Below are 13,402 nucleotides of genomic sequence, written 5' to 3'. Positions count from 1 at the left end.
TTAAATTACCACCTGAACGCATCTCATCGCATGGAATTAACCTATTTCTTTTCTGCGGTAGGTTACAAATGCGTGCTTGTAGGGGTTTTTGTCATCTTTTTCTACCGTCACCTTATCCACCAATTCCCATTCGCTCCGATTGAACTCCGGGAAAAAAGTATCTGCATCAGGAGAGGCTTCAATCTCGGTAATAATCATTTCATGAGTGAATGGAAGTGCTTCCTTATAAATATTGGCACCACCTAAAATAAAAATTTTTTCCAGATTTCTGGATTTTCCAATGCGCAGCGCATCTTCCAGATTGTGGGCCACGAAATGACCCTCAGGAACCTTGAAGTCCCGGTTTCGGGTGACCACAATATGCGTTCTCCCCGGCAAAGGCTTGCCGAGTGAAGTAAATGTTTTTCTTCCTATAATCACATGGTGGCCGGATGTCGTCTTTTTGAAATGGCTAAGATCTGAAGGGAGATGCCAGGGCAATTCCCCATTTTTCCCTATGGCATTATTGGTGGCTTTAGCCACGATAATCGAAACGGTCATGTACACGATACTTATTTGGCTGCTTTCATTGCGTTTGGGTATTCCGACAAATCGAAATTACTGGGACGGTTGGTGTCCACTTCAATCATGCTCATTTTTGAACTACTCTCATCTTCTTTGCTCGCAAAATTCATTTCCATGATATGACCTTCGGGCAAATTTGTAAAATATTCCCTGTTTTCTTCTTTCATTTTCTTCGTAATGAATGGACTGTTTTTACTCCAGAAAGACTCCAGTCCTTCTATGGGTTGCTTACTTATCCAGTAGCTTCCTTCGGCCTCATCACTTACCACGATGTATTCTTCACAGGTATACCCCAATATATCTTTAGTATTTCCTGTTTTTTCAAATTGAAAATCTTCTGAAACCGTGGGGGATTCTTCGGGGGTCTCTGCCGTTTCAGCTGCCTCCATCATGCCTCCCCAGTCGATGGAAAAAGCCATGCTTGATTTTTCTTCGTCATTTTCCATCAGCATTACCGTTGCCTGATTTTTGTGATCCATGATAATCACCGACTTTTCCTTTGAGTTTTTATCATCAGGATCTATAAATTCCATTCCGAAATAATCCGGGTTATCGGATAAAAACGAGTGAAAGGTAATGGGTTCTGACGCTTTTCCTTTTTCATCTGTGCTTTCAATTTCCATTACAGCAATTCCGGAAAAGCTGTAGGCACTTTCCGTTTCTACATCCATATTCACGGAACGCATGATTTTGCTGTAATCGTAGGAGCCACCTCCAGAACTTCCTCCCTCATCATTTTCACCGGCCTCCATATCTCCATAAAGATTACTGAAAGCCTTTTCCAACTGTCTTTCGGTGGCTTTGGCCACTTGCTTTTCTACGGTCTTTTCTACGGCACGGGTTACTCCCTCCGAGGCTGCATTTTTTAACCTTTTTAATAGTTGGGCCTCCGAATCCCAACTTAAAAATGCAAGGGAAAGTATAAGTAAAAAGGTGGATTTAATTTTCATAGCATAATTGGTTTTGAATTCAAACTTAAAGTTATGAAATATATTTTTAAAGACCTAAACCATGTTTTTTTGTATGTGAAATAGCTATATCTCCAGGATATACTCGATGATGCCTGCGTTTTTCCCTTTTGGCCGGGTGACAAGCAGGGGCACTTTATCATTCATCTGTATGAGCCTCTCCGCCATGCTGCCAATAAAAAGAGCGGTCGCTGCCGTTCTTCCTTTGGCTCCAATGATGATGATGTCGGCTTTGATTTCCTGGGCTTTCTGGATGATGTCGACAACCGGATCATCGTCCTCATCTTTGGTGTACAGGGGTTTGACCTTGATTGATTTGGTATCGATTTTTCGGATAAACTTCTTATAGTTTATTTCTGCATTTTCCAGCATGATCTGGCTAAACTCTTCATAGGACTTTCCGGTAAAGTGATAGCCCGAAGGCACCGCGTATACATTTTGACAAAAGATTTCCGATTTGCCCTCGTTTTTTTCGGTGATTTCAATGGCCACCTCCAGGGCATCCTTTGAATAATCCGAAAAGTCACTGGGAACCAGCATTTTTTTGATTTTTGGTTTTGCATTTTCGGGAACGATCATTAGGGAGCAGGAAGCGCGTCTGGCAAGCCGCTGGGATACCACCCCGGACCCGGGAATAGATGTTTTTCTTCCCACCAAAATCATGTCGACAGACTTTTCAGTGGCCAGCTTTAACACTTTCTTGGATAGCTGACCCTCTTTGACCACAAATGTATAATTGATTTTTAAATCCGGGTCAAAATTTTCCTTCACCACCCGCTTCATTTGGTTTTTTCTTTCTTCGACCATATTACTGATCAGGTTGGGGAACTCCGCCAGTATGTCCTTTGGAATAGCCAGGTTGCGAATAACATTCGTGAAATAGATTTTTTTTGATTGATTAGCCTTGGCTATAAATGCGGCAAATTTCACCAGCGTTTTGTCCATCTCTGTTTGATCCAGACAAACAATGATTTTTTTGATTTGATACATTGTAAAATGTTAAAATAAGTGGATTCCTGAGAGCTATCTTTGGTTTGGCTGTTATTTATTAAAACATAAAAATTTAAATTAGCTAATTATTCCGTTAATGCAAGTGAATATTTTCTGTTTTTAAAACCTAAAAACAGAAAATACCAAGCTATTCTTTTTTTCGGCTGCGATGGGCCGTTTGCTGAAAATTGTCTTGCCCCCTCTATTTGAGGTTTGATGGAATAGGTTGTATATTTGTTTTAAGGTTCGGTTCTGCGACATGTTCAAACTTCACAAGTTAATTAAAATACCGAGTGAAGCACCGCTTCAAAACCAGGCCTCATCTTTCCTTGTGAAAGACCTCGTACCCCTTACAGGGTGCAGGATAACAGTGGAAGGTTGCGATGAGGGTGCAGCTCAAATCCTGTTATATCGGAGGTTTGTAACACTCCAGGGATCGGACCTACTTTAAAGGGAGACTGCTTTGCAGCCTCCCTTTTGATTTTTTGTGGGCTCAAAAAATGTGAAACGCCTCTTTTTTATATTCTTTGTAAGACGTTATTTCACCCATTGTAAGTTCACTCCGGCGGAGAAAAGAAAGTTGTTTTCGCCAATAGGAGAACGGTGGGTAAAGTCTTGTCTGATTTCATTCAAGATTCTTCCCGTTACAAAATTAACTTCTGCATTAAATGGAAACTGACCTTCCGTCCACTGGTGTAAGGGAAGCCTGGCACCATAGCCCCAGGTAAACCCGGATTTATCGGTGGTTACCCAGGCCCCTCCTTCGGAGCGGATATCTTTTGGTCTTTTTTCAAAATAGTATCCCATTCTTAAGGCGATGGTATTGAAAAACCAGGCTTCAGCCCCAGCACCGAAGGCGCTGTTGTATCCTTGCTCATTGTAAGGGTCCTTACCTGGCAATTCATCCCTGAACTGTAGGTGTACACCGAGATCTACTTGTTTGGAATCCTGGTCAAAAAAACCCTTGCCCTCTACGAGATTGCTGGTAAGCGGTACAGAAAAATGATAGGAAGCACCGGCCGACAAGAATATAATCATAGAACGGTAATTTAGCCGGTCCTCATAAGTTTGTTCCGTACGATTATCCATTCCGGCGTTTATCAAGCTGGTAGCAGCCCTGAATTTTTGCTTGTTCAGGTTTCCAATTTTAATCCAGTCCACTTCCTTTTCATACAGCGCACCAGCGTTGATAATAAAATCCCTTGAGGTGATATGTCCCGGGATTGCCTCTTCGTAAAGGTATACGCCTGAAGCTCCTACATACAAGTCATCCATGACCTCGTATGCGGCTGTTGCCGAAAGCATGGTTTGTTCTCTTTTGTCTACGGAAAAGGATTCGCCAGCTATGTCGGTCGTCCAGATGGTATTGCTGTCTACCCATTTAAATCCACTGATTCCCAGGTTTAATTTGTCATTGATCCGGTAGGTAATCCCTAAAAAGGGGAAATGAGAATTAACTCTAACCTGACCCCCATTCGCATAATTAAGGTGTGTGGTTATTTTTGCCTTGGTGAGGCCTATGCTGGCGGGATTGTAAAATGCGTTGTCTATCCCATCCAAGGTAAGGTGGGTGAGTCCCATTCCTGAGGCCCGGGCTGAGGTGGTTTCCTGGGAAAAAATCCCATGATAGTGGGTGGGCGTATAATAGGAAAGGCGGCCCTGTCCCACAGCGAAATGGCTCAGTAAGGTAAATGAGATGAATGTAAGTACAAATTTTTTCATGACGGTTTTTTGTTGTTTTATCATACATCGGGTAGGGCTGGATATGTCATCAAAAAGAAAACCGGACTTTTATCCGGTTTTCTTTTTGATCCCTATTTGCTTCATTCCGGAATGGAATAAAGTCGGTCTAAGGTGGCGCAATTTGTAGCTTATTATTTTTAGGCAGGTGGGGAGGATTTCTCAAATTGAGGATTGGCCTTGCCCGTTACGATACTTCCATTGGTTAAGGTAAGGTCAAATTCTAGAAATTCCTCGGTTACTAAAACATGTCCTGATGTAATTCCATGTTTCTCTTCTCCATCTATTACATTATCGCCATTTTCATCAAAACCAACCACTACATCCGAGATCATATATTTTCCCTGAATACGGGATAAATAGGCTTCATAGCTTTCAGGACTTCCCCAATCGGTGAATTCTTCTACAAATTCATAGGTGCCAGGTTTAAAGGTGTCACTGTCGGGAGTACTTAGAAAAAAGGCAAGGGTAAGCGGGGGATCATCGGTAGGGATGGTGTAATTGCTTCCCCTATTAAAAACGTTTTGGTTGGGTATTAAATAGGCATGGGAAAAATGCTTGGGTCGGTATACTTCCGTTCCATATTCCCAAATAACACCTTCGGTAAATACATAAGGAATGCCATCATAGGAAATTTGAAATGAAGTTTGAGGGGCCAGGTCTTCATCCTTCTTACAAGCGTGGAAAATAAGCATTAACAAGATGAAAGGTAGGAGGAGTGGTGCTTTTTTCATATAAATCTGAGGTTCGTTTTATTTCACATCGGATTATGATTTTAATGTCATCAATGGGGAAATATTTTTTTTACCTATTTCCTATTTTAATGTTCACGGTTCTCAGGAAGAATATAAAGATAGTCCTCTTAAAGGATTCATTTTACCAACGAATAGTCAATGTCTTGACAAATGGCGAGAGGGTGAAATTGGATATTTTTATAAAAACAAGTCTAAGTCACCTAAAAAGTATTTTCTTTTTGAAGACAAATAAAAAAGTCAAAGCGAAGAGTAAACCTATACCTATAAGCCAAATAACAGGATTTTTTTTATGTTCCAATCCGGCTATTGGTTCAGGGTCCCCAATCAAAACCAGGCCCGCCCAATACTCGGGAGAGAGGGTTCTGCCACTTGTTTGGGAAATGTATTTTAGTTTGGCCTGTTTGAGTGCCTTGTCCTTGGCCATACCGGAAGACAAGAAGGCGTAAAAATAATCGGTGATTTCCATGCTCGATTTTTCATCTACCCGCCATAATGAGGTCAACAGGCTCTCCGAACCTGAATACTGAAAGGCATGGGCCAGTGAAATCATTCCTTCTCCCGGTTTATAGACCGGTTTTCCTGTTTCACAAGCGGTTAATACAGTCAGGTTAGCCTTCAGATCAGTGTTGTATATTTCATGGGCATAAACGGCATTGTCTTCTTCCGGCCTGTCCGATTTGGCAAAAATAAGCCGGGAAAAGGCAGGGCTGATATTATTGGATTCGGCATGGGTAGCAATGTGGATGATTTTATGGTTTCCGGCCTGATTCCTGAATACTTCAGGTGTGGATTGTTCATGTACAAAAGTTTCACCATTGAAAAGGGAGGCAGTTTTTTGGGCAAGATCAACGGTAAAAGGCTGTGGCAGCAGGGACAGGTACGCCTGGTCCAGACTTAAAGAATCCCCCTGAATAGCGCTCAGGTATTTTTCTTTCATTTGGTCCACAAACCCGGGGGCAAAGGCAACGTAGCTTTCCGGTATGTTTTCTTGCTTTTTTATATCCAGCAACCAGAGGCTGTAATGATAGGAAAGGTCATGGTGGGCCAGCAGGCTATGGGTAGTAAAATCCGTATATGCTGCCAAGGGCCGGTTGGTGAGTATATCAAAATTAAGATTGAAGAGTACTCCAGATGGGATAATCAGAACCCGCTCTTGTTTCAGTTCAGTAGCAAAAGGCTCCCAAAGTTGATTGTACAGGGTCGCTGTGATTTCACCCAATTTTTCGGGATAATCCCAGCTGGTTTCCAAGGCAGCAATCAGGTCCTTGTCAAAATCCAGGTGAAACAATTTTCGTTCGCCCTGGGCAAAAAGAATAGCTTTCAACTGGTCTGCTACAAAAAAATACCTGACGATTTGCCTGTCCTCCGGGATGGCTATTTTTTCAGGATCAATGCTGGCGTACCGCATTTTGAAGTAATCCGGATTGTCTTGCCGGAGTTTTGTCAGGAAGGCTTCCCATTCATTGCTCAGTTGATGATACGCATTCAAGTCACCCCCTTCATCCAACAGTCCATTCAGTTGCTGCTTAATCAATGATTCCTGCTCCTGAAGTTCTTTTGGTAGGTTTGCAAAACGGATTCCTTTTTGCCGACTGATTTGCGTCCTGATAAGGGTATACACGCTCGACTCCTGTACAGCAATCAACCCATCCAAATACTTTCCGTCCCCAGTCCTTTCATAGAGTTCCAATTGAATTTTTTTGACAAAATCGATCAAGTCCAGGTTCTCGGCTACCAATACCGTCTGGTCCTCGGATTCTGAAAGAAAACGTTTTCTTTCATCCAGAATGGCCAGGGCCCCTAGTAATCTTTCAAGGCTATTTTCCAGAAAGGCAATGGTTTTTGTCTCCGTAAGGGCATATTTCGATTGTTCGGAGAGCAGTATGGACTGGGGCTTGTCAAAATTAATTCGAATGGAATCTATGCCTGTTTCGGATTGCTGCATCCTTTTTTCTAAAATGGAGAGACTTTCACCGGCATAGGTCAACGCATGTTGAAAATTACCCAAATTGTAATGAACGCGCCCCATGTTCAGTGTCTGCAAAAAACCGGGCATGGAGTGGCTTCCGTTTACTTTTGCTATGTAATCCAGTCCCTGTTTCGCCCAGTTTAGGGCAAAATCCGGCTCATTATTAGTTGAAAAAAACGTGGCAGCATTGCCCAAAAAGTCCAGGTACACAAAATCAAACCGTTCCTGATAGGCCTGTTCAAAGTATTTTTTGGCCAGGAGGTAATTTTTTTTCGCAAGCGGAGCCGCCGCCTCGCTTTCGTAGATCAATGCCAGTGTATAATGGATATCGGCTAATTGCATATAGAAATCTCCGTCTGCCTTTTGAATTTCCACCAGTGCTTTTTCGAGAAACTGTTTGGCTTCTCCCAAATTGTCCAGAAACCGATGCGTTTGTCCTACCTGGATCAGGCTTTCGGTAATTTCGGGGTGGCCAGCCGGGAAGTACGCTTCTTTCGCTTTTAGGGTATGCTCCTGGAGACGCAAGGCTTCCTGATAATTTCCAAGACTCTTGTATACCAGCGCAAGATTCATAGATCCATGAAATAGAAAATTAAATGCGTTTCCCCGCTTGGGGTCATCCAGGGCATTGTCAATAAAATACTGGGTATTCAGGATGGATGATTTGACCCGGTTGATGCTTTCCTGTGTCTCCCCTTTGACATCATAAACGGCGGCGAGGTTGCCTTCAATCATGGACCTGCGATAGTATTGGTTGGTCGGGGTGGGTTCCATCTTGTCCAGGTACTCAATGCCCTCCAGCCAGTAGTATTCCGCAGAATCCCATTTAGCAGCAAACCAGTACCTTGCCCCCAGGTCGTTGAGCAGGTTAAAATAGTTCACAGGGCTCGTTTCCGGGTCCTGCTCATAGCCTTCCTTTGCTTTTAAGGTATGACTTCTGGCCTTTTCAGGGTTTCCCATCTGATTGGCAATGACTCCCAAATTGCTTTCGATCAGCGCCCATTCTTCCGGACGGTGGTCTGGAATCTGATAGGTGTATTCCAGAGCGGTTTCATTGGCCTCATAGGCCATCGCCAGTTTTCCGGCTTCGATGTAATAGGTGTGAATTTCCAGATAGGCCTGCCTGAGGTCTCTTGGGTCATTGCTTTCTTTCCGGATAAAATCAAGCCAGTAATGCACGGCATCCATACCAGCAGTTTCTCCATTTTTTGCATCTGCTATACGTCCCGCAAAGGGAATAAAATAGCTCAGGTTTAGAAAATCCCGGTTGCTAAGGTAACTTTCTGTTTCTTTCTCAAACAGAGCTTGTGCCAAATCAATATCTTCCTCACTAAGGGCTTTTTGGATCGCAGCAAGTTGGGCATCTACATCCTGTGGTAATGCGGAGAAGGGCATTAATACGATCCCGAATATAAGAAGTAGGAGCCGGTTCATTTTTCCTTTATGGTTTTAATTAACTCTTCTTTTTCAGGATGATTGGATTTTTTAAGGTTCAATAGTGCCTTTTCATAATCTTTATCCAGAACATTAACCAAAGCCAGGTACCAAAAAGCATCCTCCCTAAAGGCACTCGATTCCTGTGCGGTCACCCTGTCCAAATACATTTTTGCAGGTGCCGTATTTTTTAAGCCCAGGTGGGCTGACCCAAGGAAGTAATGTAAGGTGTCATTGCTGGGTTTTTCGGGAAGGAGTGCTTCCCACCTTTGGATGGCAGGGGCAAATTTTCCCATTTTATAATCTACCATTCCCCTGTCGAATGCATAATCCTCGCTGCTGCCCATGGCCGTCACCAGGCCCGGGTCGGCCTGATAGTAAGTGGCAAACAACTGCTCATTGGCATCAGGGCGCATCCAAAACAGCCATGTAAAAAAACCAGCCAATAGAAGAAAGGATGCGGCAATGGACAATGGGATTCCAATTTTATGGCTTTTCTTACGCGCATGCCTATTTTCATCCCATTCCAGATGAAAAGCGTCCAGGTTTTCCCGCAAGGCGATCTCTTCAATTCCATTCAGGACTGCTTCTACTTTTTTGAATTGGGTAGAAAGGACCTTGTTTTCTGCCAAATCCTTTTCCAATGAAAGTTGTTCATCAGGGCGCATTGCCCCTAAAAGGTACCGTTCAATTCTTTCAAACTCTTCCTGCGATATGGAATCCGTATTCTTCAACTAGATTTTATTTTTTGGTGTTTTATATTTTCTCTTAGTCGCTGAATGCACCGGTACTTATTGTTCCGGGCAGTTGCTTCTGTCCAGTCAAAAGCCCGGGCAATGATGGCCATGCTTTCTTTTTTATAATAAAACCGGGTAAGGAGTTCTTTGCAATTTCCACCAAGATTTTTGAAAGAACTTTCCATTTGTTCAAAATTAGACTCCTTGTTGTCTGTTTCTTCGTCCCAGCTTTCAGGAATATTTTCAAGGGGTACTGTTTTTTTGTTTTTCGAAGATCGAAGCGTATCGAGCCATTTGTTCTTGGCGATTTGGTAGAGATATCCCTGAATGGCGGTTCCGTTTTCAGGTTTGAATTTACCAGTTTTAGCATTTTTCCAGAGAGCGACAAAGGCCTCCTGGAAAACATCTTTAGCTTGCTGTTCATCTCCATTATTGGCAAGAACGTATTTTTCCAATTTTGGAAACTGATCCTGATAAATCCAACGCAGGATTTTGCTATCATTATTCTTTACCCCCTCCAGCAATTCCTCTTGGGTAAAATGTTGAAAAGTATACTTCTGCATCGCATAGAAAATTACAGAAATATACGAGTAAAATTTTTTTTCCCAAATTGCTTTTATTTTAAGTTACGTTTTTTTTACCATTGATAATTTGGAGTAAGGGAAAGATACCATGCTGACAGAAGGCTCGGATTCCCATCCGGATAGAACCAAAATCCCCCTTTTCCTTGTGAAACCGGGGGGGATCCTTTTGGAGATCTTAGGCTGATTGGCAAGTTTGAGGGCGATCTACTTTCTCATCGAAAAACAAGCAAATTGTCATCAAAAAAGTATCCATTACCGCTTGTACCAAATGTAATCGGAAACCAGGGGTTCCAGATCGTGGTGCCGGAAGTCGGCGGCGATCTGTCCCCGATGATAGGTGGAATGGTTGACCAGGTGAAAAAGAATATCGCTTATGCCGTTGGTAAAAACCTGGCCTTTCGAATTACTATAACGAATGGTGGCATCCAGGGAATAGGTGTCCAAAATGCTGAGGGTGTGTCTATAATTAGATTGGTCAATTTCCTTCTCAGCCTGAAGCTGCCGCTCGGCCCATACCCCGAAGGCAGGCGCTTTAGGGTCAATCCGGTTGTTCCATATTTGATGGGCATTGAGAATGTGATGATACAGTTTAATGGATTTTTCCGGGATTTTTTCCTGGTTGGCCATCATCGCTTCCCACAATCGTTGATTACAGTCATGCCCATATGCAAATAGTTCCTCAAAAAACGCTTTCATGGTACACTTGTTTTGGTTTTTACCTTTAAAGAGGGGAGGTAAACTTGGCAAGTAAAAATACCCTATTTTTCGGAAAATGCACAAAAAAAGGGAGACCGCTGAGCAGCCTCCCGTCATTGACGAGTCGGTTGTATCAGTATAAAACCCGAAACCGTATTGTACCTTCTATTGCCTTTAATTCATCAATTACTTTTGAGCTGTAAGCCTTATCGATATCGGTGATCACGTATCCTATCTTTTCATTGGTTTTGAGGTACTGTCCCACGATATTAATCGAAAAGTCAGCAAGTACGCGATTAATTCGGGCCATGATCCCCGGTTCGTTTAGATGAATGTGAATCAGACGGTGGGCATCCTGTAGAAAGGGCAGTTGAATATTAGGAAAGTTGACGCTATTGTAGGTGTTGCCTGTATTGATATATTCAATGATTTTACCGGGTACAAACCGGGCGATGTTTTGCTGTGCTTCCAAGGTACTGCCACCTATATGAGGTGTCAGGATGGTATTTGGAAGTCCAATTAATTCCGAAACAAAGGGTTCGGTATTGTTTTTGGGCTCGCTTGGAAACACGTCAATACTTGCTCCTGCCAGATGACCGCTTTCCAGGGCCTCTTTCAGTGCGGGCACATCCACCACATGTCCGCGGCTCAGGTTTATGAGGTAGGCTCCCTTTTTCATTGAGGCGAGCTTTTCCTGGTTGATAAGCATTTCATTTTCTTTTCTGCCATCCACATGCAAACTGATCACATCACAGGTGCTCAATAGTTCATCCAGCGATTCGATTTTGGTGGCATTTCCAAGGGCCAGCCTTTCGACCACGTCGTAATAATAAACATCAAGCCCCATATTTTCGCCCAATACCGATAGTTGGGAACCAATATTTCCATAGCCGATGATACCGAGCTTTTTGCCCCGGATTTCGAAACTTCCGGTGGCACTCTTATCCCATTTTCCCACATGCATGCTGCTGGTTTTATCGGTCAGGCCACGCATTAAAAAGATGATTTCAGCAATGGCCAATTCCACCACCGACCGGGTGTTGCTAAAGGGGGCGTTGAAGACGGCGATGCCTTTTTCCTGACAGGTTTCCAGATCTATCTGATTGGTGCCGATGCAAAAAGCACCAATAGCGATCAGCCGGTTTGCATTTTCCAGTACCTTGGACGTTACCTGAGTTTTGGACCGGATCCCTAAAACAGAAACTTTCTTTATCTTTTCAGCCAGTTCCTCCTCCGAAAGGGCAGAGCTTATTACTTCCACATTGTAGCCCTCCGCTTTCATAAGTTCCACCCCTATGGGGTGCACATTTTCCAGCAGCAACACATTGATCCTGCTTTTGGGATAAGAGAATTTTTTATTCATTTTGTTTACATAGAGGATTTCATCCAGACTTGGGGCTATATGATCCGCCTTCGAAGATACCGCCGGACGGTGGACATTCTCGGTGAAGGCATAAAATTTATTAGCTACTCCGGAGGCTTTTATTTCGTAGTCGGTATAGCCGTCTCCAATTACGTAGATATCTCCCTCCAGATTAAGTTTGCGTATGGTTTCGGGCTTTCCATTGTTTTTGGAAAGCGGGTTATCTTTATTAAAGCCGGAAATTTTTCCCGATTCATCGTAAACAAATTCGTTGGCAAATACATTTTCGGGCTTGATGCCATAGTCGGTTACGATGGGGACCACAAAGTCCTTAAATCCATTGGAAATTATATAAATATCTGCCGCATTTTCCTGTAAAAACTCCTTATTTCTTTGAAAAGAATCGGAGACCTTTTTTTTCAACGCGATCACCAGGTCCTTTATTTGGTCTTTGTTGGCGTTTAAAATGTCTAACCGTTGCACCAGGCTTTCGCGAAAAGTGAGCTTGCCTTCCATGCCCTGGTCGGTAATGTCTTTGATAGCCTGGAGTTTTTTTGTTTTTTCAGGGTCTTCTTTTAGGCTGATCTCCCCCAAAATATCCAGGGCTTCTACCTTTGTAAAAGTACTGTCAAAATCAATGATGAATTTTTTTGTGACGGTCATTTTCCAGCGAATTTTTAATGAGTTGCAAAATTAATAGATTATCAGGGAAATTGAAGGTTATGTTCCAAAATAACTTTCGGTAAACCTGGGTGGTAAAAATTCGGGAATGATTATACCTTTGCAACTCAAAGGGTACTTTCCCAGGCAGGGAGGGTACCTATCTGGAAAAGAAAAGAACAAATTCCCTTCGAAGAAGTTGGTCTATGGATAGATAAAACGGATGATTGAAAGGACCAATAATAATGTGATAAAAGCCAGTAAACATGCCGCTAGCGATTGATAATATCAGAGTGGGTCGGGTCTACCGGCTCGTAAATTACGGGGAAATTCGTTTTTTGGAGATTATGGAACGAACAGGCAGGGAAAATTTCCGGGTTAAAGACCTGGACACACTTGAATATTATGAACTGGAGGAACTATTACGATGGGGAAAGGGGAAGGATTACGATTTGGATGAAATCCGATAATTTAGTTGACTGATGAAAAAGCAAACAAGCCTTACAGAGGCGATTTTTACCGCCAGATGTCCTAAATGCCGAAAAGGTGGCATTTTTCCGGTATCTCTTTTCAGTTTCAATAAGCTGACCGAGGTCCATCAAGCCTGCCCACATTGTGGAGTGGACCTGGTGCCAGAACCCGATTTTTTTTATGGAGCGATGTATATCAGTTACGCCTTATCAGTGGCATTGTTTGTTACCATCATGATCGTGCTCAATTTTTTCTTTGATGATCCCGCATTGACGGTGTATATCGTTTCAGTGGTTTTTTTCAATATCCTGTTATTGCCATTGATGCTTCGGTTCTCTAAAGTACTATACCTCTATGGTTTGGGTAAAATCAGTTATGAACCGGAGACCTAAACTGCCGGGTATTCATTACTAAATTCAATAACCTCCTTCAAATTTTTTTATTTGAGATTTTTTAAGTTTTTATTCTAGT

Annotated in this window: 12 protein-coding genes; 2 read left to right on the top strand and 10 right to left on the bottom strand. The window is 42.7% G+C overall.

Annotated features, from left to right (window positions below):
• Positions 1-36: 36 nt before the first annotated feature.
• The 10 genes from GJQ68_RS04600 to serA all read right to left on the bottom strand — a co-directional run bounded on the left by GJQ68_RS04600 (position 37) and on the right by serA (position 12,463).
• Positions 37-540, bottom strand: a complete 504-nt coding sequence (locus GJQ68_RS04600) for a dihydrofolate reductase (protein WP_162416115.1) — start codon at positions 538-540, stop codon at positions 37-39.
• Positions 541-551: 11 nt separating this feature from the next.
• Positions 552-1,514, bottom strand: a complete 963-nt coding sequence (locus GJQ68_RS04595) for a DUF4412 domain-containing protein (RefSeq protein WP_162416114.1) — start codon at positions 1,512-1,514, stop codon at positions 552-554.
• 84 nt (positions 1,515-1,598) lie between these two features.
• Positions 1,599-2,522 (bottom strand): universal stress protein, encoded by a 924-nt coding sequence (locus tag GJQ68_RS04590; protein WP_162416113.1) that lies wholly within the window; start codon positions 2,520-2,522, stop codon positions 1,599-1,601.
• A 537-nt stretch (positions 2,523-3,059) separates the two neighbouring features.
• On the bottom strand, positions 3,060-4,244 hold the full coding sequence (locus GJQ68_RS04585; RefSeq protein ID WP_162416112.1) for a PorV/PorQ family protein: 1,185 nt from the start codon (positions 4,242-4,244) through the stop codon (positions 3,060-3,062).
• A 158-nt stretch (positions 4,245-4,402) separates the two neighbouring features.
• Positions 4,403-4,996 (bottom strand): hypothetical protein, encoded by a 594-nt coding sequence (locus GJQ68_RS04580; RefSeq protein ID WP_162416111.1) that lies wholly within the window; start codon positions 4,994-4,996, stop codon positions 4,403-4,405.
• A gap of 217 nt (positions 4,997-5,213) precedes the next feature.
• Positions 5,214-8,420 (bottom strand): CHAT domain-containing protein, encoded by a 3,207-nt coding sequence (locus tag GJQ68_RS04575; RefSeq protein WP_162416110.1) that lies wholly within the window; start codon positions 8,418-8,420, stop codon positions 5,214-5,216.
• Positions 8,417-9,154, bottom strand: a complete 738-nt coding sequence (locus GJQ68_RS04570; protein ID WP_162416109.1) for a tetratricopeptide repeat protein — start codon at positions 9,152-9,154, stop codon at positions 8,417-8,419. The genes GJQ68_RS04575 and GJQ68_RS04570 overlap by 4 nt, the downstream gene beginning before the upstream one ends.
• Positions 9,151-9,720, bottom strand: a complete 570-nt coding sequence (locus GJQ68_RS04565) for an RNA polymerase sigma factor (RefSeq protein WP_162416108.1) — start codon at positions 9,718-9,720, stop codon at positions 9,151-9,153. Before GJQ68_RS04565 ends, GJQ68_RS04570 begins: the two co-directional genes overlap by 4 nt.
• Positions 9,721-9,993: 273 nt before the next feature.
• The gene (locus tag GJQ68_RS04560; protein ID WP_162416107.1) at positions 9,994-10,437 is read right to left on the bottom strand and encodes a DinB family protein; all 444 of its coding nucleotides are present in this window, start codon (positions 10,435-10,437) and stop codon (positions 9,994-9,996) included.
• A 133-nt stretch (positions 10,438-10,570) separates the two neighbouring features.
• Positions 10,571-12,463, bottom strand: coding sequence for a phosphoglycerate dehydrogenase (serA, locus tag GJQ68_RS04555; RefSeq protein ID WP_162416106.1), 1,893 nt, complete (start codon positions 12,461-12,463; stop codon positions 10,571-10,573).
• Between the two features lie 263 nt (positions 12,464-12,726).
• Between serA and GJQ68_RS04550 the strand changes: the two genes are divergently transcribed.
• Together GJQ68_RS04550 and GJQ68_RS04545 are read left to right on the top strand one after the other, a co-directional pair.
• Positions 12,727-12,930 carry a hypothetical protein gene (locus GJQ68_RS04550; RefSeq protein ID WP_162343948.1) on the top strand — a complete coding sequence of 68 codons (204 nt, stop codon included), beginning with the start codon at positions 12,727-12,729 and terminating at the stop codon, positions 12,928-12,930.
• Between the two features lie 12 nt (positions 12,931-12,942).
• Positions 12,943-13,323: a DUF983 domain-containing protein gene (locus GJQ68_RS04545; protein ID WP_162416105.1), complete on the top strand. Its 381-nt coding sequence runs from the start codon at positions 12,943-12,945 to the stop codon at positions 13,321-13,323.
• Positions 13,324-13,402: the final 79 nt, after the last annotated feature.

Source organism: Cyclobacterium roseum, from assembly GCF_010119225.1.
Lineage (GTDB): Bacteria > Bacteroidota > Bacteroidia > Cytophagales > Cyclobacteriaceae > Cyclobacterium > Cyclobacterium roseum.
This window is presented reverse-complemented; position numbering and strand designations above follow the sequence as displayed.

Coding starts and splice junctions, on each gene's coding strand:
- GJQ68_RS04600 (WP_162416115.1), bottom strand. CDS start 540: ATGACCGTTTCGATTATCGTGGCTAAAGCCACCAATAATGCCATAGGG.
- GJQ68_RS04550 (WP_162343948.1), top strand. CDS start 12,727: ATGCCGCTAGCGATTGATAATATCAGAGTGGGTCGGGTCTACCGGCTC.
- GJQ68_RS04575 (WP_162416110.1), bottom strand. CDS start 8,420: ATGAACCGGCTCCTACTTCTTATATTCGGGATCGTATTAATGCCCTTC.
- GJQ68_RS04595 (WP_162416114.1), bottom strand. CDS start 1,514: ATGAAAATTAAATCCACCTTTTTACTTATACTTTCCCTTGCATTTTTA.
- GJQ68_RS04590 (WP_162416113.1), bottom strand. CDS start 2,522: ATGTATCAAATCAAAAAAATCATTGTTTGTCTGGATCAAACAGAGATG.
- GJQ68_RS04560 (WP_162416107.1), bottom strand. CDS start 10,437: ATGAAAGCGTTTTTTGAGGAACTATTTGCATATGGGCATGACTGTAAT.
- GJQ68_RS04585 (WP_162416112.1), bottom strand. CDS start 4,244: ATGAAAAAATTTGTACTTACATTCATCTCATTTACCTTACTGAGCCAT.
- GJQ68_RS04580 (WP_162416111.1), bottom strand. CDS start 4,996: ATGAAAAAAGCACCACTCCTCCTACCTTTCATCTTGTTAATGCTTATT.
- serA (WP_162416106.1), bottom strand. CDS start 12,463: ATGACCGTCACAAAAAAATTCATCATTGATTTTGACAGTACTTTTACA.
- GJQ68_RS04545 (WP_162416105.1), top strand. CDS start 12,943: ATGAAAAAGCAAACAAGCCTTACAGAGGCGATTTTTACCGCCAGATGT.
- GJQ68_RS04565 (WP_162416108.1), bottom strand. CDS start 9,720: ATGCAGAAGTATACTTTTCAACATTTTACCCAAGAGGAATTGCTGGAG.